Below are 19237 nucleotides of genomic sequence, written 5' to 3'. Positions count from 1 at the left end.
GTTTTGCCGCCGGAACGCCGAATCGCGGTGTATGTTGCACGACGCCGCCGCGGAGCCCGGAACCCTCTCGGCAGACGAGTTGCGAGCCGCCTACGAGGACGAGATTCGCCGCGCAGTCGACGCCGCCGGGTCGGAGACGGCCGCCGAGGCCGCCGGCGTCTCGGAAGCCGCGCTCTCGAACGGCGTGTTGGACCTCACGCTCGAACAGGCCGCCGCGGTCCTCGAACTCGCCGACGGCAACCCCGACGCCGACGCCATCGTCTGGGAGTTCCGCGACCACCTCCTCATGGGTATGACGAGCGGCATCCTCGACGTCGACACGCTCGCGGCCGAGGTCGACCTCGACCTCTCCGGACAGGAGATTCAACAGGCAATCGAGGGGCGCACGGCCGCCACGCTGAACGAACTGGCCGCCATCCACCACGTCATCGCCGTCCGAAACGAACGATGAGAGTCGCCATCCTCGGCTGCGGCTACGTCGGCCTCGAACTCGCACGCACGCTCGTCGCCGACGACCACGACGTGTGGGGCGTCCGCCGCTCCGACGACGGCCTCGCCGCCGTCGAAGCGACCGGCGCGGAAGCGGTCCGCGCCGACGTGACTGACGCCGACTCGCTGGCGTCGGTCCCCGACGTGGACCACGTCGTCTTCGCCGCGAGTTCCGGCGGCCGCGGGGCCGACGCCGCCCGGACCGTCTTCGTCGAGGGTCTCCGAACGGCAATCGACCAGTTCGCCGCCCGCGACTCGCCGCCAGAGCGCCTCGTCTACACGTCGAGCACGGGGGTCTACGGCGACCACGGCGGCGACTTCGTCGACGAGTCGACGCCGCTCGACCCGACGACCGACAAGACGCGCGTCCTCGCGGAGGCCGAGCGCGTCGCCCGCGAGCACGCCGCCGAGCGTGGAATCGAGGGAACGGTCACCCGGTTCGCCGGGCTCTACGGCCCCGACCGCTACCGGCTCGAACGCTACCTGAACGGCCCGGTCACCGCGGGCTACCTCAACATGGTCCACCGGGACGACGCCGCGGGCGTCGTCGCGTACCTCCTCGAAACCGACCGCGCCCGCGACGACACCGTCCTCGTCGTCGACGACGAACCCGTCTCGAAACACGAGTTCGCCGACTGGCTGGCCGACGAGTGCGGCGTGCCGCGTCCGGAGAAGCGCACGAAGGAAGAACGCCTCGACGTCGGCGACCTCTCGGAGGCCGCCCGTCGCCGCATCCTGACGAGCAAGCGCTGTTCGAACGACCGCCTCCGCGACCTCGGCTATTCGTTCACGTATCCGACGTATCGCGAGGGTTACCGGGCGGCAATCGACGCCTACCGGGCCGGCGACGACTGAGCGTATTCGGGGGGCGACAGGTTCGAATCCCCGAAATTCTGTCACTCAGGACAACTCGATTAGGGGGAATATTCATACGGTAGGCCCCGGTCGTGTTGTGTATGTTCGGTCCGGTGGGGCAGTTCGACACGGGTGCTATCTTCGAGTCTATCGACTCGTTCGTGCGCGCGCACCCCGAAATCGCGGCGGCGCTCGTCGTCGCGCTCGGTGCCCTCTCGCTCGTCGTCTACGCCGCGATTCGCTTCAAGCGGCCGATGGGCACGCGCTTCGCCGAGGCGCTGGAGGACGTCGACGAGGTCGCCGTCCTCATGCACCCGAACCCGGACCCCGACGCCATGGCCGCGGCGATCGGCGTGGCCTGTCTCGCAGAACAGGTCGGTACCACACCGACCATCCAGTTCGCCGGCCAGATTCGACACCAGGAAAATCGCGCGTTTCGCACCGTTCTCGACCTCGACTTAGACCCTATCGACCACGTGAGCGACCTCGCCGCCGAGGCGGTCGTCCTCGTCGACCACAACGCGCCTCGCGGCTTCGCGGGGGCAGAGGGCGTTCTCCCCTACGCCGTCGTCGACCACCACCCCGGCGACGGGACCGGCGAGGTGTTCACCGACGTGCGCACCGACTACGGCGCGTGTTCGAGCATCATCGCCGAGTACTTCCGCGACGTGGGCGCGAAGCCCGTCCCGCCGGACATGCACGCCAGCGAGGTGAACGCCTCGTACACCGTCCCCTCGCAGGTCGCTACGGGCCTCGTCTACGGGATTCTCACGGACACCAAACACCTCACGGCGGGCTGTTCGGCCGCCGACTTCGACGCCGCCGGCTTCCTCTTTCCCGGCGTCAACGAGGACCACCTCGACCGCATCGCCAATCCCGAGGTCTCCCGCGAGGTGCTGGAGGCGAAGGCCCGAGCCATCGCCGGCCGCGACGTGCGCGGTCCCTTCGCGGTCGCCGACATCGGCACCATCTCGAACGTCGACGCCATCCCGCAGGCGGCCGACGAACTCATCCAACTCGAGGGCGTCACCGCGGCGGTCGTCTGCGGCGAGCGCGAGAGCAACGTCTACCTCTCGGGTCGCTCCCGCGACGACCGGGTTCACATGGGTCGGACGCTGGAGGCCGCCCTCGACCACTACCGCGGGGCGAGCGCCGGCGGCCACGCCCGGATGGGCGGCGGCCAGATAATCCGCCCCGACGCCGTCACCGACGGCGGCAACGGCGAGTCCATCGCCCGCGACGAACTCATCGAACACGTGTTCGAGGCGCTGTCGGGCGATATCTGACTCGCAGGCGGCCGCCTCCGAACCCGGACCGGTGGCCCTTAACCGTCGGCAGCCGTAGCCCCGCCCATGGCTACAGGACGGGCGACGTGGGCCTACCGCGACCGGTTCGGTGACAGTTTCGGCCGCACCTTCTACCGCCGGTTCGGCCCCGGCGTCGTCTCCAGTATCGGCATCGGGACCTACCTCGGCGAGCCGACCGACGCGGTCGACGACCGCTACCGCGAGTCGCTCGTCTCCGCGCTCGAACACGGCGTCAACCTCGTCGACACGGCGTCAAACTACCGTCACGGCCGCGCCGAGCGGGTCGTCGGCGACGCGGTCCGCGGGGCCGACGTCGACCGCGACGCCGTCGTCGTCGCCTCGAAGGCCGGGTTCGTCCCCTTCGACCGCGAGCGCCCCGACGACCCCGGCGCGTACGTCCGCGAGACGGTCCTCGACGCGGGCCTCGCCGACCCGGACGAACTCGCCCACGGCAGCCACACCATCGCACCCGCCTTCGTCGACGAGATGGTCGACCGGTCGCTCGACCTGACCGGACTGGACCACGTCGACTGCTACTACCTGCACAACCCCGAGACGCAACTGGCCGTCGCCGACCGCGAGACGGTGTACGACCGAATCGAGGCCGCCTTCGAGGTGCTCGAACGCCGGGTCGCCGCCGCCGACATCGGTCGCTACGGCGTCGCCACGTGGGAGGCGCTCCGGGTCGCGCCCGACCACGACGCGTACCTGTCGCTCCCCGAACTCGTCCGTCGGGCCGAGCGCGCGGCCGACACCGTCGGCAACGACGAGCACTCGCTCGAAGCGATTCAGCTCCCGTTCAACGTCGTGATGGCCGACGCGTTCACCGTCGAGGCCCACGACACCGACGCGGGCGAGGCGATGAGCGCGCTCTGGTACGCCCACGAGCACGGCCTGCACGCCTTCACGAGCGCCAGCCTCGCGCAGGGCGACCTCGCGACGGAGATTCCGGCGTCGGTGAACTCGGTGCTCGCCGGTGACACGGCGGCCCAGCGGGCGCTCAACTTCTCGCGGAGCGCGCCCGGCGTGACCGCGGCGCTCGTCGGCGCGTCGTCGGTAGCACACGTCGCGGAGAACATCGCGGCCGGCACGTTCGACCCCCTCGGGGCGCGGACGTTCGATTCGGTGTTCGAGTGAGCGGCCGCCGGTTCCCGTCGGGCGTCCGCTGTCGGTCGGTTCGTCTTATCTGAGTTCTTTCCACTCCCGCCCGCAGTCGGCGCAGATGCGGAGGGAAAACACCTCGTCCGGGTCGTTTTTCTTCTTCAGCGACTCGCCGCACTCGGAACAGGTCAGTCGTCCGTAGGTATCCTTCTCCAACTCCCCGTCTCGAAGCCCCTTCCGCGTTGTCTTCATAGGTGTCCGTTTGTGCAACGAACATAAAAACCCGACGACGAACCCCCGTTTTCGCCCGCACGACGCGCCGACGACCCCGCTCAGTCGAAAGTGTTGTGACCCCGCGGCGCGCGGTTCCGTCCGTGTCACGTGGCCGCCTCTTCGGAACGCTCTGCGGGATGGTGCTGCTCGTCAACCTCGCGCGGGTCGTCTTCGCACCCCTTCTCGGGGAGTTCATCACGTTCTTCGCGGTCGACCGCGCCACCGTCGGCATCGTCGCCACCCTCGTCTGGCTCGGGAGCGCCGTCCTCCGCGTGCCCACCGGCTGGCTGCTCACCCGCGTTCCGAGACACCGCGTGGTGCTCGGGACCGGCGTCGTCCTCGTCGTCGCCTCGGGCGTGACCGCCAGCGCGACCACCGTCGAGACGCTGATGGTCGGCGCGGTCTCGATGGGGCTCGCCTCGGGCGCGTACTTCGTCGCCGCCAACCCGCTCGTGAGCGAGCTGTTCCCCGACCGCGTCGGCCGCGCGATGGGCATCCACGGCACCGCCAGCCAGCTCGCGGCCGTCGGCGTCGCCCCCTTCGTCACGCTCGTCCTCGCGGTCGGTCCCGACCTCGTCCCCCGGCTCCCGTTCGTCTCCGCGGCGTGGCAACTCGTCTTCGTCTGCGTCGGCCTCGCGGCCGCCGTCGTGACCCTCGCGCTCTTTTTCACGGCCCGCTCGACCGACCTCCCCGACGCGGGCGCGGCCGACCGCGACCTCCTCGGCGCGGCCCGGAGCGAGTGGCGCGTCATCCTCACCGGCATCGTCATCCTCGGCTTCACCGGCTTCGTCTGGCAGGGCCTGTTCAACTTCTACGAGCTGTACATGGTGTCGAAGGGACTGCCGGCGACGACGGCGCGCAACATGCTGACGGTCATCTTCGGCGCGGGCGTGCCGGCGTTCTTCCTCTCGGGGCGGCTCGCCGACAAGCTGCCGCGCATCCCGTACATCCTCGGCGTGCTCGTCTCCTTCGTCGTCTCGGTGTTCGTCCTGACCGTGACGACGAGCCTCGTCGGCCTCCTCGTCGTCACCGCGGTCGTCGGCTACGTCATCCACAGCCTCTTTCCGGCGCTCGACGCCTACCTGCTCGACACGCTGCCCGACGAGAGCCGCGGGAGCGCCTACTCGGTGTACTCGTTCGGCATGATGATATTCCAGGCCAGCGGGTCGGGCGTGGTCGGCACCCTGACCGACTTCGGCTACGCGTTCGACGAGGTGTTCTTCTGGTTCTCGGTCGGGCTGGCGGTCGTCGTCACGGGCCTCATCGCCTTCCAGCGCGCCGGGCGCATCCCGAACTGACCCTCCGGACCGCCCGGCCGCTCCCGGAGCGAAGCCGGTAGCCGGCTCGGCTCTCGCCGCACTTTTGCTCGCCCGGTCCCTCGACCGACACGATGGAGTACGTACAAGAGCGGGTCACGACGCTCCACGACCTCTCCGGTTCGGTCCCCGACGCCCCGACCGACCGCGCCGCCGTGGTCGTGCCGATGACGGAGCGCGAGTACGCCGGCCTCGCCGCCGAGCGGGTGCTCTCGACGCTGGAGTCGCTCTCGCCGGCGCGGGTTGTCGTCCCCCTCCGCGCGCCCGCCGACCGGGTGGCCCCGTTCGCCGACTGGCTCGACGAGTACGACCTGCCGCTCGACGTGCTGTGGTGCGACGGCCCCCGCGTCGCCGACCTCCTCGACTCCCACGGCCTCGACGGCGAGCGGGGCAAGGGCCGCGACGTGTGGCTCGCGCTCGGCTGCGCCGCCCGCGAGGAGTACGTCGTCGTCCACGACGCGGACACGAAGACCTACGACGAGCGCTACGTCCCGCGGCTCCTGTTTCCGCTCGCGCACGGCCACGACTTCTCGAAGGGCTACTACGCCCGCGTCGAGGAGGGGCGGCTCTACGGCCGGCTGTTCAGGCTGTTTTACGCCCCGCTCGTCCGGGCGCTCGAGGACGAGACTGACGCGCCCATCGTCCGGTATCTCGACTCGTTCCGGTACGCCCTCGCGGGGGAGTTCGCTGCCACCTCGGACCTCGCGTTGCGGATGCGGTCGCCGCGGAAGTGGGGCCTCGAAGTCGGCACCCTCGGCGACGCCTTCGCCCGCGCCGGCTTCGACCGGAGCGCGCAGGTCGACCTCGGCGAGTACGAACACGACCACCGCTCCGTGAGCGGGCCGACCGGCCTCTCGGACATGAGCGAGTCGGTCGGGCGGACGCTCCTCCGGGCCGTCGTGGAACACGGCGGGAGCGTCGAGTTCGACACGCTCGCGGAGCGCTACCGCGAGGCCGGGAACAGACTGGTCGAGCAGTACGCGGCCGACGCCGCGTTCAACGGGTTCGACTACGACCGGGCGGACGAGCGCGAGCAGGTCGCCACCTACGCCGAGGCCATCTCGAAGCCCGGCGAGGACACGCGGCTCCCGGCGTGGCGGGACACGTCGCTGTCGCCCGACGCGGTGCTCGCGGCCGCGAGCGACGACCTCGACGACGTGCGGGAGGCTGCGGGCCGATGAGCGAGGCGACCTACGACGACCTCGCGGGCGTCGTCGACCTCTTCGGCGCGCTCACCCGCGAGGAACTGGAGACCGCGCTGGACGAACTCGCGTTCAAACAGGGCCGCGAGACCGACGGCGACGCCCTCTCGGACGCGATTTCCGACGCGGTCGACGCCTACTACCTCGTCCCCTACGAGGACGACGAGACGGACGCGGAACTCCTGACGGTCGGGCCGATGGCGTTTCCGACGCTCCCCGACCGGGCGGAGGACCTGCCGCACATCCTCGATTACCCCACTCGCGAGGTGCCGCGGGACGAACTGGCGACGCAGGTCGAAAGCCGTCTCCGCGCGGCGGCCGCGAGCGCGGTGCAGACGGGAGACGACGACGAAATCGCTCGCCTGCTGGACGTGACGTACGACCTCGAAGCGTGGGCCGACACCGACGTCGGGTCGATTCGCGAGCGCCTCGACGCCGCGCTGGACGCGGAGGGGCAGGCCTAAGTCTCGGCATCTCTTTACGAATCGTGACGATGGACCTCGCGGGCGTCACCCGACACGAACCGGTGACCGTCGACGCGGGCCGGCGGGCGGCCGTCATCGCTCCCGTCGTGTTCCGCGACGAGCGGCCGCACATCCTGTTTACCAAGCGCGCCGACCACCTCGGCGAGCATCCGGGCCAGATGAGTTTCCCCGGCGGCGGGCGCGAGCCGAGCGACGCCGACCTGCGGGCGACCGCGCTCCGCGAGTCCAACGAGGAAATCGGGCTCCGGCCCGAGGAGGCGGCCTTTCACGGCCGACTCGACGACATCCTCACCGTGACCGACTACGCCGTCTCCCCGTTCGTCGCCACGGTACCCGACCGCGAGTACGAACCCGACCAGCGCGAGGTGGCCGAAATCGCGGTGCTCGCGGTCGGCGACCTGACCGACCGCGCGAACTACGAGTCGGAGCGCCGCGACCACCCGCAGTACGGCGAGATTCGACTCCACTTCTTCCACGTCGACGGCTACACCGTCTGGGGCGCGACCGGGCGGATGCTCGTGCAACTGCTCGAACTCACGACCGACTGGCGCGCCCCCGAGGAGGTCGACCGCGTGGTCGACCCCGACGCCGACTACCCGGTGTAGCGTCCCCGCTCGGCGTCTCGTTCTCCTCGGCGCACTGCCCCCGGCGCGCCCGCTCGCGGTGCCTGAGTCAGTTCCGAAAAACAGCGTCAGCGTGTCGTCGCCCCCGCGACAACTCCCTTTCCGCCCCCCGAGTACCTCCTCAGCCGAGGAGGTACTTGAGCGCGGGGCGCTGGCGGACGAACTCCATCTTCTCGATGATGGCGTCGAGGCCGAGGATACGGCCCGCCGCGAGGGTGCCGACGATGGCGAACATCATCAGCCCGAACAGGTCGCTGTTGACGAGACCGTGGCCCCAGTCGGCGTTCCCGAGGTAGAAGAACACCATCAGGACGCCGCCGAAGAAGGCGGCGAGCCGGACGAGTGCCCCCACGATGAGCCCGAGACCGATGAGGAACTCGCCCCACGGAACCATGATGTTCGTGAGGTCGAGGAGCCACGGAGTCGCGGCGGCCCACGCGAAGAAGCCCTGCAGCGGCGAGGCGGCGGGGGCGTTCGCGAGGTAGCCGCCGGCGTTGAACGCTTCACCGGTTATCTTCCCCCAGCCCGCGTGGAGGAACCAGTAACCGGTGATGAGGCGGGTCAACACGAGCACGTAGCCCGTGACGCCCCGCGAGTAGTCGAAGTCCATCCTGTTCCCCAGCATCTCGATTTGTGCGTTAGCGGCCATCTCGGTTCACCTTACATCTGAATCGTCGGCCGCGAACCCCATATAACGGCGACGCGATTTCCGAATCTATAGAACTGGGAATCACCGAAAACGGGCGTCTGAGACTGTCACGATTCATTTTCGACTACTACTTCGAGTTTAGAATTGCGTCCTGAATACAATCGTGGCAGTACGACGGACGAACCATCGGTATTCCGCCGTGAGACGAGTCGTCACGCGATTCGACGCCGCTCGCCGCCGCTTCGAAACGGGGTATATAAACGTCGTCGGGAGAGCTATCATCGCCGTCACCGACAGGGTTTTGCCCTCCTCCGCGCTATCCGTTCTCACATGGTCGCACAGACGATGGATCGCGTTCCGCGACGGTACTGAAAGTTCTGTGGTGATAGTATGTTGACCGCCGAGCGTGCGGTCTCGAAAGCCGGTCTGGACGCTGTCGCACTCAAGCCCGCCGAGTGCGACGTGCGCGAGGCGCTGTCGGTCCCGCTCGACATCGTGGCTATCGACTACGAGGGCCGCGAGCGACTCCCCGACGAGGACGTGCTTCGCGAACTCGCGGCCGAAAAAGAGATTCGACTGACCACGCCGGTCCGCGCCGACGGCTTCGACCCGCTCGGCGACGACTCGCTGTACGAGTGGCTCCCCGACGGGATTCGGCAGGTGCTCGTGGCCGGCCACGGCGCGTATCTGACCGACGACGAGGCGCGCCGTGCGGTCGCGCCCCGTCTCCGCGCCGCGAGAGAGCGCGCGCCCGACGCGTGGGTCGGCACCGAGGGCATCGAACGAATCGCCCTCGCCGCCGGCGGCACCCAGTACGAACTCCTCTCGCGGTCGACCCGTAGGGACGTTCGGGCGCTCCGGGCCGCCGGCTTCGACGGCGAAATCGCGGTCTACGCCCCGACCGCCCTCACCGACGACGACGACGAGATTCTCGACGCCGTCGGCGCGTACGTCTCTCGCCGTCGCCCCGTCGCTCGCGCGCTCCCCGACGACGCCGCGACCGACGCCTCGGCCGAGGGCCGCGCCCGCGAGGTGCTCCTGAAGGCCTCGCGCGACTACGCGCTCATCGGCTCCGTGGCCGACGTGCGCCGGCGAATCGACGACCTCCGCGACGCCGGCATCGACCTCGTGGTCGGCTACCCGGCCCGCGGCGTCGACGAGTTCGCCGAGTAGTCCGGCGCGCCGCCAGCCGGTCGCCCGCGCTCGTCCCGTCCCTGCACCGAGCACCGGAGGCCTTTTACGCGGCCGCCGGAGAGGACAGGTGACGGCACGGTCGGGTGGCTCCTTTCGGACCCACGTGGTTTCCACGCGGGCCACGGCCGGCCGACCTACCCCGTCTCTCTACACATCCTGAGCGACCGCGCCGCGCGGGTCTCGACCGACGTTACGACCGCGAGCGGCGGCCATTCAAGTCGCTCGCCGACGCAGACGGGGTATGAACGAATCGGCGCGCGTCGCCGTCGTCGGCGCGGGCGCGGTCGGCCTGACGACCGCCTTCGACCTCGCCGAGCGCGGCGCGCGAGTCACGCTGTTCGAACGCGACGCGCCCGGCGGCGGGTCGACGGGCCGCGCCGCCGGCATCTGCTACGACGCCTACGCGGAGGACATCGACGTGGCCGTCGCCGACCGCGCGATGGCCCGGTTTCGGAGCCTCTCGGGCGAGGGCGGGTTCACCTTCCACGAGACGCCCTACGTCTTTCTCGCGCGCGAGGGCGACGACGCGGCGGCCGCGGCCCTCGAAGAGTCGGTCGAGCGAATGCGGGTCCACGACCGCGCGGTGTCGCTCGTCGGAGCCGACGAACTGGCCGACCGGTTCCCGATTCGGACCGACGACGTGCTCCTCGCGGGCGTCGCCGAGAACGCCGGCTGGGCCGACCCGGCGGCCTACGCGGACCTGTTCGTCGAGAAGTGCGAGTCCGCGGGCGTCGAGTTCCGCGTCGGCGACGCGGTGTCGCTCCGAACCGACCCGCCGGGCGTCGCCGTCGACGACGTGGTGACCGCCCGCTTCGACGCCGTCGTCGTCGCGGCCGGCGTCCACTCGCGCCGCCTGCTGGCCGACGCCGGCCACCCCATCGCGCTCAAGCCGTACCGGGCGCAGGCGCTCGTCGCTGACTGCGACTACCGCGGACCGACCGTCTACGACGCGACCGACGAGTCGTACCTTCGGCCGCACCCCGGCGGCGTCCTCGCCGGCGACGGCGTCGAACCGGTCGAGCCCGACCCCGACGACTGGGACCCGACCGCGGACGACTGGTTCGTCGCCGACGCGCTCGACGCGGTTCGGCACCGGGCGACGGTCGGCGACGCGGGGGGGTCAGAACTCGAACTCGACCGCGCGTGGGCCGGCCTCTGCGGGGCGACCCCCGACCGGAACCCGCTCGTCGGCGCGGTCGCCGACGGCGTCTACGTCGCCGCCGGCTGGCACGGCCACGGCTTCATGTGGTCGCCGGCAATCGGTGAGCGACTCGCCGAGGCGGTGCTCGGCGACGGTCGGGCGTCGATACCGGACGCGTTCGACCCTCGGCGCTTCGACGGCGACGAGGAGTTCGCGGTGGTCGAAGGGATGACGCTCGACGGGGAATGAACGAACGGGAAATGAGGGCGGTCGCCGCGTCGCGCCCGAAACGACACTTCAGGCGTCTTGGTCGTCCACGTCGCCGAAGTCGACTTCGTCGTCGGCCTCGGACTCGGTGTCGGTGTCGGCCTCGCCTTCGTCTTCCTCCTCGGTCACGGCGATGTCGCTCGCGCGCTCGTCCTTGGGAATCCGAATCTGGAGCGTGCCGTTCTTGCCGACCGTGGCGGTCCCCTCGGCGGCTTCGACCGACGCGTCGGAGGGGATGGTCGCCTTCCCCGAGAGCGTGAGGCCGCGGCCGGGGAAGCGCATCTCGTAGCCCTCGTGGAAGTCGCGGAAGCGGTCGATGCGAATCTCGACCTCGCCGTCGAGGAAGCGGACCTGCACGTCCTCGGCGCGGGCACCGGGCGCGTCGAAGACGACGAGGTAGGCGTCCTCGGATTCGAGCAGGTCGTGGGCGAGGGGCTTGCGCTCTTGCATCTGGCTGACGCCGCGGCCGACCCGTTCGAGGACGGCGTTCGCCGCCGACTCGCCGAACTTCCGCAGGTCGCTCATAGCTGAATCTCCTCCAGGAAGCGGGACTCGCCGCAGTACGGACAGGAGAAGTCCGCCACCGTCACGTCGTCGGGCATGTCGTAGGTGTAGTGCAGCTCGAACATGTCGAGTTCGCAGTCCTCGTTGGCGCACTTGACTTCGAGGGTCGCGGGCATGGCCGTCAGTTACGCTCCCACGCTCATAAACGCGCGGGAGGCGGAAGCGACTCACGGACCGCGCCATCGTCGACGCCTGCGGTCGCCCTCCCACGACTACCCCCGTCTGCGACCGCCGACCGGTTGCGTTTTCCGCGTCGAACCCGAACCGCGACCGATGACCGACCCCGCCGACCTCACCGTGACTATCGTCGACGGATACGTCGACGAGCCGGCGCACTTCGGCGTGCCGCCGTACATCTCGACGTATCCCAGGTTCACCGCGGGTGCGGTGGTCGACGCGGGCGTCCCCGAGTCCAACGTCGTCTACCACACCATCGACGAACTCCGCGAGGACAGACAGAAGTGGCGCGACGTGGCCGACGCCGACCTCATGATTTACATCGGCGGCATGACCGTCCCCGGCAAGTACGTCGGCGGGACGCCCGCCGAACCCGACGAGGTCCGCGAACTCGCGTGGGTCGCCGAGGGCACCGCGCTCATGGGCGGGCCGATTCGATTCGGCGTCGGCGACGAGAACGCCGGCGGCCAGGACATGGAGCGCAAGAACCTCGACTACGACTTCGTCGCCAAGGGCGACATCGAGGCGGCCGCCTACGACCTCGTCGACTCCGGCCTCGAAGGCTTCGGCAACCGCATGCGCGACAACGAGGAACTCGACCGCTGGGCCGCCACGGGCGCGTTCGTCGTCGAACAGCACCCCAACCACCCCGACCACCTCATCTGCGAGATGGAGACCTCGCGTGGCTGCGCCTACCGCTGTTCGTTCTGCACCGAACCGCTGTACGGCAACCCCGCGTTCCGAACCGCCGATTCCGTCGTCAAGGAGGTCGAGAACCTCTACAACCGCGGAGCGCGGCACTTCCGGCTCGGCCGACAGGCCGACATCCTCGCGTTCGGCGGCGACGGCGAGGCCCCGAACCCCGACGCGCTCCGCCGGCTCTACGGCGGCATCCGTGAGGTCGCCCCCGACCTCGGCACGCTCCACCTCGACAACGTCAACCCCATCACCATCGTCGGCTGGCCCGAGAAGTCCCGCGAGGCGCTCCGCATCATCGCCGAGCACAACACGGCCGGCGACACCGCGGCGTTCGGCCTCGAATCCGCCGACCCCGTGGTCCAAGAGGAGAACAACCTCAACGTCTCCGCCGACGAGTGCTTCGAGGCGGTCAAAATCGTCAACGAGGTCGCCGGCTGGCGGCCCGGCGACGACCCGGCGGACGCGCCGACCCACGGCCCGGACGCCGCGAACCGACTGCCGAAGCTCCTCCCCGGAATCAACCTCCTCCACGGTCTGAAAGGCGAGCGCGAGGAGACGTTCGAGCACAACAAGCGGTTCCTCCAGCGCGTCTACGACGAGGGGCTGATGGTCCGCCGCATCAACATCCGGCAGGTGATGGCGTTCGACGGCACCGACATGTCCGACACGGGTGCCGACATCGCCCGCGACCACAAACAGCTGTTCAAGACGTACAAAAAGGAGGTCCGCGAGGAAATCGACCGCCCGATGCTCCGCCGGGTCGCCCCCGCGGGCACGGTCCTCCCGAACGTCCACCTCGAATACCACCAGGACGGCCGGACGTTCGGCCGCCAGCTCGGGACCTACCCGCTTTTGGTCGGGATTCCGGGCGAGCGCGAGCTCGGGAAGACCATCGACGTGGCCGTCGTCGACCACGGCTACCGCTCCGTCACCGGCGTTCCCTACCCGCTTGACTTCAACGAGGCGTCGATGGACGAACTCACCGCCATCCCCGGCATCGGTCGCTCGACCGCCGGCGACATCGTGGTGAACCGACCCTACGCCGACGCGGCCGACGTGGGTGTCGACGCCGACGTGACGAAGTACGTTCAGTAGCCGACTCAGTTCCCAGAACCAGATTCTTCACGTGCAACCGCGCTCTCTCTGCGCGCCGACAACGGCCGTGCGTTCACTCGCAAGCGTGGTGCGTGATTCACTTGCAGCCGTGGTCTGTCGGTCGCGGGAGAGCGTCCCGTCGAGACGAACGGCGTCGAACCGCGAAAAGAGCGCCGTCAGAAGTCGTCTTCGACGACTTCGCCGACGGCGAAGTTAGACTTGACTTCGGTGATTTCGACCTTCACGCGCTCGCCGACTTCGGTGCCGGGGACGATGATGACGTAGCCGCGTTCGACGCGGGCGATGCCGTCGCCCTGCTTGCCGATGTCCTCGATTTCGACGTAGCGGAGTTCACCGGCTTCGACGGGCGGTTGCGGTTCGGCCGAGGGCGTCGGTCCGGCGTTCGATTCGGACTCGGCGGGCTCGTTCGACTCGCGGGAGATGAGCGCGACGCGGTAGGTCTCGCCGGGTTCGACGGTTCCGGTCTCGACTTCGCGGCGCGGGATTTCGACGACGTATCGGTCGTCCTCGGTGCGAACGTCAGCATTGAACAGACACAGGAGTTTATCTGAGATTTCCACCGTAAGACCTCCAATATGTGGTCAGGCCGGAGTGTTAAAGATGTACCGCAGTCATCGGGATTCGACTACTGAACCCGCGTCCCGTCGGGCCGTTTCGCGCCCTCCGAGTCGTGGACGACCACCTCGCCCGGCCCGGTCTCGACGGGCTCGTAGGCCTCGGTGACTCCCCGCGCCTCGCGTAGCTCTCGGACCGCCCGCTCTTTCAGCGCCCGCGCCAGTTCCTCCGCGTCCTCCCGAGAGATGTCTCGTCCGAGCCCCTCGCACTCGTGGGCGCGGACGACGCCCTCCTCGTCGACGGCCTCGCCCATCGGCTGGCTCGTCCCGCCGAGGGCGACGCTGAACGGGTAGGTCTCGCAGATGAGGGGGCGGTCCTCGTGGACCCGACAGGCCCCCTGCCCCTCGTCGTCTTCCTCGTAGAACCGGCAGTCGCCGCAGGCGCTCGTCTGGAGCGCCCACTCGAACGTCTCGCCCTCGGGGCCGTCGTCGCCCTCGACGAGGCCGTAGGGCATCGGGCGAGCAACGTCCCGCCACTCCATCGGGGTTCCCGACTCGTCGTTCGAGTCGTCCCCACCGGTCCCATCGCCGTCGGGGTCGGTGGCTCCGCCGGCCTCCTGCAGGGCGCGCACCTCGTCGGGAAAGACGGTCGCGGTGTGCGGTTCGGGGCCGTCGTCGCCCTCGTAGCCCTTGCAGCAGGCCCCGCAGCGCGTGCACTCGAAGCCGATGGACTCGATGGCGTCGGCGAGTTCCGACACGTCGAGGTCGCGGGCGCGGTCCAGTTCGGCGTCGAGGTCCATACCCGCGATGCGGGCGCGAGCCCAAAGAGGGGCGCGGTTTTTCGCGGGAGCGCGAGCCTCGGCCACCCGCGGACCCGGACGCCGACGACGCGCGACCTACCGCGGTTCGACTCGCTTCGCCTCCGGGTCCCACCGGACCCGACGCTCGGCGGCGAGTTTCTCGATGTGCGCGACGACCGTCGCGCGGGCGAGGTCGCGCACGGCGGACACGTCCTTCTCGTAGGCGGCGTCGGTCACGGCGTCCGGCGTCGCGTTCCCGGCCAGCACCGCGTCGAGGACGGCCCGTTCGCGGTCGTTTCGGTGCGCGACGAGCCGTGCCAGCGTCGCCCGCGGGTCCGTGATCTCGGGGCCGTGACCCGGAAGCAGCCGCTCGGGACCGCGCGCGTGGAGTCGCCTGAGCGCGACGAGGTAGGCGCGCACGTCTCCCTCGGGCGCGCCCACGACGACGCTCCCCTCGGCCACCGCGAGGTCGCCGCAGAGCACGCCGTCGCCGGCGACGAAGCTCACGTGGTCGCGGGCGTGCCCCGGCGTGTCGAGCACTTCGACGCCCGCGCCGACGGGGAGAACCGACCCCTCTGCGAACGTTCGGTCCGGTTCGACGCCGGTCGCGTCCGAGAAGGCGCGCTCGCGGCCGCGACGACACCAGACCGTCGCGCCCGTCTCGCGGGCGTAGGCGGCGACCGCGCCGACGTGGTCCGCGTGGGTGTGGGTGACCGCGATGTGGTCGACGCCCTCGCGCGCGACGAGGGAGTCCAGTTCGTCGGTGCGGGCCGCGGGGTCCACGAGCAGCGTGTCGCCGCCGTCGGCGACGAGGTAGGCGTTCGTCGCGCCGGTCGGCGCGCGGGTGGCGACGGGGACGGAGACGCGCGTGACGTGCATGCCGGCGGCTACGCTCGCCGACGGGTTATAGTAGCGTTTGCAAGTCAATGTGCACTCAATCGCACGCTGTCGTGCGATTGGATGTGTAACCAGTGCAAACGCTACTATAGATGGTTCGAGAGAAGTGGTGGCTTGGTCTGCGGGAGTGCGCCCCCGCGGGCGTGTTCTGTCGCGCTATCGGTGGACCGCGTGCTTACGTGTTGAGGAAGTAGACCTGCTTTCGCGCGTCCTTGAAGGAGTAACGCGAGCCGACGAGGTCAGACTCTTCGAGACGGTTGAGCGCGTAGCGGACGGTGCGGTCCGGCAGCAGCGACTCCTCCGCGAGCTGGCCCTGCGAGAGGGGCGCGTCGCTTTCGAGGACTTTTGCGACGAGCTTCGCGCTCGGGGGAAGCTCGCGGAGGCGCTCTCGGAACTCGGATTCCGAGAGCAGGTCTTCAGTATCTGGCTCTGCAGTGGTGGTGCTCATACCCGACACAGTCGGTTGCTCCGTGTTAAGGGTTAGCTACAAGTGTGTGAAAAGAATCCAGACACATAATACACATATTAATATCGTGCGTTTGTTGGAAAATCGCCCGCGAGTAGGCGTCTCACTCCGCGTTTCGCATTCTATCGACCGAAGGAGTGCCGAGTCGATAGCTCCCGAGCGGCGCGTGACACGCCGGGCAGTGGACGACGAGCCACCCCTCGCTGACGTGGCGCGTCAGTTCAGCCGCATCACAGGTCTCACCGCAGTTTCTGCATGTTGGCATATGGCACGATACGCGCTCAGCGGGGGAAAACCTCTCTGTCGTCGCTCGCCGAACCCCGCTTCCGCACCGCGTATCCAGTACCGTTTTAGGCTCCCCCCCGCGAGTATGCGTAGCGTGAAAGGAAAGGAGTGGTACCAGGCCGACGAGGTCGCCCAGGAGTACGACTCGAAGCGGTTCTCCAAGGGCGGTCGCCTCATCGACCGGCGAGAGAAGGAGGCGGTCCTCGCGGCGCTCGGCCCCGTCGAGGACAAGAACGTCCTCGAAATCGCCTGCGGGACCGGCCGGTTCACCGTGATGCTCGCCCAGGAGGGGGCGAACGTCGTCGGACTGGACATCTCGCGGGCGATGATGGTACAGGGGCGGGAGAAGGCCCGCAGAGCGGGCGTCGCCGACCGCATCGAGTTCCTCCGCGGCGACGCCGCGCGGCTGCCCTTCCCGGACGACCACTTCGACGCGGTGTTCGCGATGCGGTTTTTCCACCTCGCGGACACCCCGGCGAAGTTCTTAGCCGAAATGGCTCGCGTCTCGAAACAGCAGGTGTTCTTCGACACGTTCAACGACGGGAGCCTCCGGGTGGCCTACAACTGGCTGCTCCCGATGGGGTCGCGGCTCTACTCGGAAGGCGACGTGCGGCGGCTGCTCGGCGACGCCGGGCTCGACCTCGCCGACGCGAAACACGACTTCGTCATCCCGTTCGGCTTCTACCGGAAGGTCCCCAACGGCATCGCACAGCCGTTCCGTTCGCTGGACCTCGCCGTCGGCGACTCGCCGGTCGGCGACGACCTCGCGTCCGTGTCGTACTGGAACGCGCGGGTCGAGTCGGCCGACGAGCAGTCCCGCGCGGCGACCCGGGCGAGCGACGCCGAGTGAGGCGTTCTCACGGCAGAATTTAACACGATTCTCGATTCACATTTAAGTACGTCCACCGCAACTGTCGGGTATGGATCTCTCGGTTGTGCTCCCGACGCTCAACGGTCGGGACCGGCTCGCCACCAGCCTCGACGCGCTGGCCGAGCACGCCCCCGACGCGGAAGTCGTCGTCGTCAACGGCCCCTCCGCCGACGGCACGACCGGGATGGTGAGAGAGCGCGACGACGTGGACGTGCTGGTCGAAATCTCCGACCGCAACCTCAACGTCGCCCGCAACGCCGGCCTCGAAGTCGCCGGCGGCGACGTGGTCGCGCTCCTCCGATACGACCTCTCCGTGGAGTCGTCGTGGCTGTCGGCGCTCGAAGACGGCATCGCCGACGCCGACGTGGTCACCGGGCCGATGCACCAGACGCTCCGCAACGGCATGACGACGGAATCCCTCGAACGGAACGCCATCGGCGGCCGCACGGTGACGTACTTCAACGGCGGCAACGTCGCGTTCCGCCGCGAGATAATCGACGCCCTCGACGGCTTCGACGAGTACCTCCAGACGGGCGGCGCGCGCGACGCGGCGCACCGACTCGCCGGCTTCGACCGCTCGGTCGCGTGGGCGCCCGAGATGTGCGTCCGCCGCGAGTTCGAGGCCGACGGCGGCATCTCCGAACGCGACTGGGGCTGGAAGTACCGCTCTCTGACCTATCGGCTCGTGAAGAACTACGGCGTCAGGCCGGGGACGGTCAAGCGGACGACGAAACACGCGATTTCGGACGGCGTCGACGCCGCGCTCGGCGTCGTGAAAGGCGACGTGACTCCCTCCGGGTGGGTCGGGACCGGCCGCGACGTGGTCGGCGGCATCGCCACGGGCGTCTCGGACGGGTTGGTCGCCCGCGCCCGCGACCGAACCCGCGCCCGAAACCCCCACGGCCGGTCGAAGCGCGCCGACCGCGCCGTCGCCCGGTACGACTGGCGCTGACTCGTTTTACCGCTCTCCGGGGCCGAGCGCCTCGATGACCCGCGCCGCGTTCTTCGAGAACGCCTTCGCCAGCGCGTCCTCCGACACGTCGAGCGTCAGAATCTCCATGACGCCCACGTTCGGGTGGGTCTCGGGCGCGCCGCTGCCGAACAGCACGCGGTCCGGGTGTTCGAGGAGCGCGCGTTCGAGGACGCTCCGGTAGCGGACGAAACTCGTGTCGAGGTAGAGGTCGTCGTGGTCGTCGAGGAGGTCGATGGCCTCGTCCATCAGTCCGCGGTCGAGCGGGAAGCCGCCGAAACTCGACAGGATGACGGGGAACCGACCGAGCAGCGACTCGGCGACGGCGCTCGGCTCGAACGCCTGTCCGCCCTCGACGAAGACGGGAAGCCCCACGTCCTCCAGCATCGCGAGCGTCTCGTCGTCGGGGAGCCCGTCGACAGCCGGCGCGAGCGAGAACCCGTGGAAGCGGTCGTCGTAGGCGTACTGCTCGATGTCGCCGGGGTCGGCGTGGTGGTCCGCCCGCGACGACGTGAGGTTTCGGAGCCGCGCCGAGGCACGACCGCTCGGGTCGCGCGGCCCGTTGATGCGGGCGAACGCCAGAAACGGCCGGTCGACGCTCATCCGCGCGACCGCGTTGTTCGGACGGAGGTAGCTCTCTTCGACCCGCTGTGCGCCCGGCGAGACGACGGCGCGGACGACGCCCGCCTGATGCAGTTCGCGCTCCAGCCGCTCGGGGCTTATCTCCCGCCCGCGCGCCGCAATCGACTGCTCGTCGGGGTCGAGGCGGGCGTTCACGTCCACGACCCTGAACCCGTGTTCCAACTCCAGCATTGTCGAGTCACTCATCGGTGTCCGCCAAATAGGTTGCAGAATCCGCCGTAGTCGTTTCATCGAGTACACAGTACCGACGCGTTCGTTCAGCGTCGCGTGACGTTCATTCCTTCACGACGGTAG

Annotated in this window: 23 protein-coding genes; 13 read left to right on the top strand and 10 right to left on the bottom strand. The window is 69.3% G+C overall.

Annotated elements, in window-relative coordinates; all coding sequences use genetic code 11:
- Positions 1-31: 31 nt before the first annotated feature.
- The 4 genes from C454_RS03670 to C454_RS03655 all read left to right on the top strand — a co-directional run bounded on the left by C454_RS03670 (position 32) and on the right by C454_RS03655 (position 3788).
- Positions 32-451, top strand: a complete 420-nt coding sequence (locus tag C454_RS03670; protein ID WP_004972745.1) for a DUF5791 family protein — start codon at positions 32-34, stop codon at positions 449-451.
- Positions 448-1344, top strand: a complete 897-nt coding sequence (locus C454_RS03665; protein ID WP_004972743.1) for an SDR family oxidoreductase — start codon at positions 448-450, stop codon at positions 1342-1344. Before C454_RS03670 ends, C454_RS03665 begins: the two co-directional genes overlap by 4 nt.
- Before the next feature lie 101 nt (positions 1345-1445).
- A complete protein-coding gene (locus C454_RS03660) occupies positions 1446-2630 on the top strand; it encodes a DHH family phosphoesterase (RefSeq protein ID WP_004972741.1) in 1185 nt (394 codons plus the stop codon).
- A 66-nt stretch (positions 2631-2696) separates the two neighbouring features.
- Entirely contained in the window at positions 2697-3788 is a 1092-nt protein-coding gene (locus tag C454_RS03655; protein ID WP_004972739.1) for an aldo/keto reductase, read from the top strand.
- 45 nt (positions 3789-3833) lie between these two features.
- Here C454_RS03655 and C454_RS20635 read toward each other — a convergent pair whose 3' ends face one another.
- On the bottom strand, positions 3834-4004 hold the full coding sequence (locus C454_RS20635; RefSeq protein ID WP_004972738.1) for an HVO_0758 family zinc finger protein: 171 nt from the start codon (positions 4002-4004) through the stop codon (positions 3834-3836).
- Positions 4005-4162: 158 nt separating this feature from the next.
- On the opposite strand from C454_RS20635, the gene C454_RS03650 reads away from it, so the two are divergent.
- The 4 genes from C454_RS03650 to C454_RS03635 all read left to right on the top strand — a co-directional run bounded on the left by C454_RS03650 (position 4163) and on the right by C454_RS03635 (position 7633).
- Complete coding sequence (locus C454_RS03650; RefSeq protein ID WP_004972735.1) at positions 4163-5323, top strand: MFS transporter; 1161 nt, start codon at positions 4163-4165, stop codon at positions 5321-5323.
- A 92-nt stretch (positions 5324-5415) separates the two neighbouring features.
- A complete protein-coding gene (locus C454_RS03645) occupies positions 5416-6522 on the top strand; it encodes a glycosyltransferase family protein (RefSeq protein ID WP_004972730.1) in 1107 nt (368 codons plus the stop codon).
- Positions 6519-7007 carry a DUF7109 family protein gene (locus C454_RS03640; RefSeq protein WP_004972728.1) on the top strand — a complete coding sequence of 163 codons (489 nt, stop codon included), beginning with the start codon at positions 6519-6521 and terminating at the stop codon, positions 7005-7007. The genes C454_RS03645 and C454_RS03640 overlap by 4 nt, the downstream gene beginning before the upstream one ends.
- Before the next feature lie 29 nt (positions 7008-7036).
- The gene (locus tag C454_RS03635) at positions 7037-7633 is read left to right on the top strand and encodes an NUDIX hydrolase (protein WP_004972726.1); all 597 of its coding nucleotides are present in this window, start codon (positions 7037-7039) and stop codon (positions 7631-7633) included.
- Positions 7634-7772: 139 nt separating this feature from the next.
- Here the strand turns inward: C454_RS03635 and C454_RS03630 are convergent, their stop codons facing one another.
- Positions 7773-8261 carry a DoxX family protein gene (locus tag C454_RS03630; RefSeq protein WP_004972722.1) on the bottom strand — a complete coding sequence of 163 codons (489 nt, stop codon included), beginning with the start codon at positions 8259-8261 and terminating at the stop codon, positions 7773-7775.
- Between the two features lie 429 nt (positions 8262-8690).
- Here C454_RS03630 and C454_RS03625 point away from each other — a divergent pair, with 429 nt between their 5' ends.
- Together C454_RS03625 and C454_RS03620 are read left to right on the top strand one after the other, a co-directional pair.
- Positions 8691-9473: a DUF7388 family protein gene (locus C454_RS03625; protein ID WP_004972720.1), complete on the top strand. Its 783-nt coding sequence runs from the start codon at positions 8691-8693 to the stop codon at positions 9471-9473.
- Positions 9474-9735: 262 nt separating this feature from the next.
- Positions 9736-10884: an NAD(P)/FAD-dependent oxidoreductase gene (locus tag C454_RS03620; protein WP_004972718.1), complete on the top strand. Its 1149-nt coding sequence runs from the start codon at positions 9736-9738 to the stop codon at positions 10882-10884.
- Between the two features lie 48 nt (positions 10885-10932).
- On the opposite strand, the gene C454_RS03615 is transcribed toward C454_RS03620, so the two are convergent.
- The gene (locus C454_RS03615) at positions 10933-11427 is read right to left on the bottom strand and encodes an Hsp20/alpha crystallin family protein (RefSeq protein WP_004972716.1); all 495 of its coding nucleotides are present in this window, start codon (positions 11425-11427) and stop codon (positions 10933-10935) included.
- Positions 11424-11582 carry a DUF7559 family protein gene (locus C454_RS20630; protein ID WP_004972714.1) on the bottom strand — a complete coding sequence of 53 codons (159 nt, stop codon included), beginning with the start codon at positions 11580-11582 and terminating at the stop codon, positions 11424-11426. Before C454_RS20630 ends, C454_RS03615 begins: the two co-directional genes overlap by 4 nt.
- 157 nt (positions 11583-11739) lie before the next feature.
- Between C454_RS20630 and C454_RS03610 the strand changes: the two genes are divergently transcribed.
- Complete coding sequence (locus tag C454_RS03610) at positions 11740-13437, top strand: radical SAM protein (RefSeq protein ID WP_004972713.1); 1698 nt, start codon at positions 11740-11742, stop codon at positions 13435-13437.
- 176 nt (positions 13438-13613) lie between these two features.
- On the opposite strand, the gene C454_RS03605 is transcribed toward C454_RS03610, so the two are convergent.
- From C454_RS03605 to C454_RS20625, 5 genes are all read right to left on the bottom strand, one after another.
- The gene (locus C454_RS03605) at positions 13614-14018 is read right to left on the bottom strand and encodes a TRAM domain-containing protein (RefSeq protein WP_004972711.1); all 405 of its coding nucleotides are present in this window, start codon (positions 14016-14018) and stop codon (positions 13614-13616) included.
- Between the two features lie 65 nt (positions 14019-14083).
- A complete protein-coding gene (locus tag C454_RS03600; protein WP_004972709.1) occupies positions 14084-14812 on the bottom strand; it encodes a YkgJ family cysteine cluster protein in 729 nt (242 codons plus the stop codon).
- Positions 14813-14908: 96 nt separating this feature from the next.
- Positions 14909-15691, bottom strand: a complete 783-nt coding sequence (locus tag C454_RS03595) for an MBL fold metallo-hydrolase (protein WP_004972707.1) — start codon at positions 15689-15691, stop codon at positions 14909-14911.
- 193 nt (positions 15692-15884) lie between these two features.
- A complete protein-coding gene (locus tag C454_RS03590; RefSeq protein ID WP_004972706.1) occupies positions 15885-16157 on the bottom strand; it encodes a winged helix-turn-helix domain-containing protein in 273 nt (90 codons plus the stop codon).
- Positions 16158-16278: 121 nt separating this feature from the next.
- The gene (locus C454_RS20625; protein WP_004972703.1) at positions 16279-16440 is read right to left on the bottom strand and encodes a hypothetical protein; all 162 of its coding nucleotides are present in this window, start codon (positions 16438-16440) and stop codon (positions 16279-16281) included.
- A gap of 114 nt (positions 16441-16554) precedes the next feature.
- Between C454_RS20625 and C454_RS03585 the strand changes: the two genes are divergently transcribed.
- Both C454_RS03585 and C454_RS03580 read left to right on the top strand, forming a co-directional pair.
- A complete protein-coding gene (locus C454_RS03585; RefSeq protein ID WP_004972701.1) occupies positions 16555-17310 on the top strand; it encodes a class I SAM-dependent methyltransferase in 756 nt (251 codons plus the stop codon).
- A gap of 70 nt (positions 17311-17380) precedes the next feature.
- Positions 17381-18283 carry a glycosyltransferase family 2 protein gene (locus tag C454_RS03580; RefSeq protein WP_004972699.1) on the top strand — a complete coding sequence of 301 codons (903 nt, stop codon included), beginning with the start codon at positions 17381-17383 and terminating at the stop codon, positions 18281-18283.
- 6 nt (positions 18284-18289) lie between these two features.
- Here C454_RS03580 and C454_RS03575 read toward each other — a convergent pair whose 3' ends face one another.
- Positions 18290-19114 (bottom strand): amidohydrolase family protein, encoded by an 825-nt coding sequence (locus C454_RS03575; protein WP_004972697.1) that lies wholly within the window; start codon positions 19112-19114, stop codon positions 18290-18292.
- Positions 19115-19237: the final 123 nt, after the last annotated feature.

Source organism: Haloferax gibbonsii ATCC 33959 (assembly GCF_000336775.1).
GTDB lineage: Archaea > Halobacteriota > Halobacteria > Halobacteriales > Haloferacaceae > Haloferax > Haloferax gibbonsii.
The sequence above is the reverse complement of the archived record's forward strand: the minus strand, read 5'-3'. Positions and strand labels throughout refer to the sequence as shown.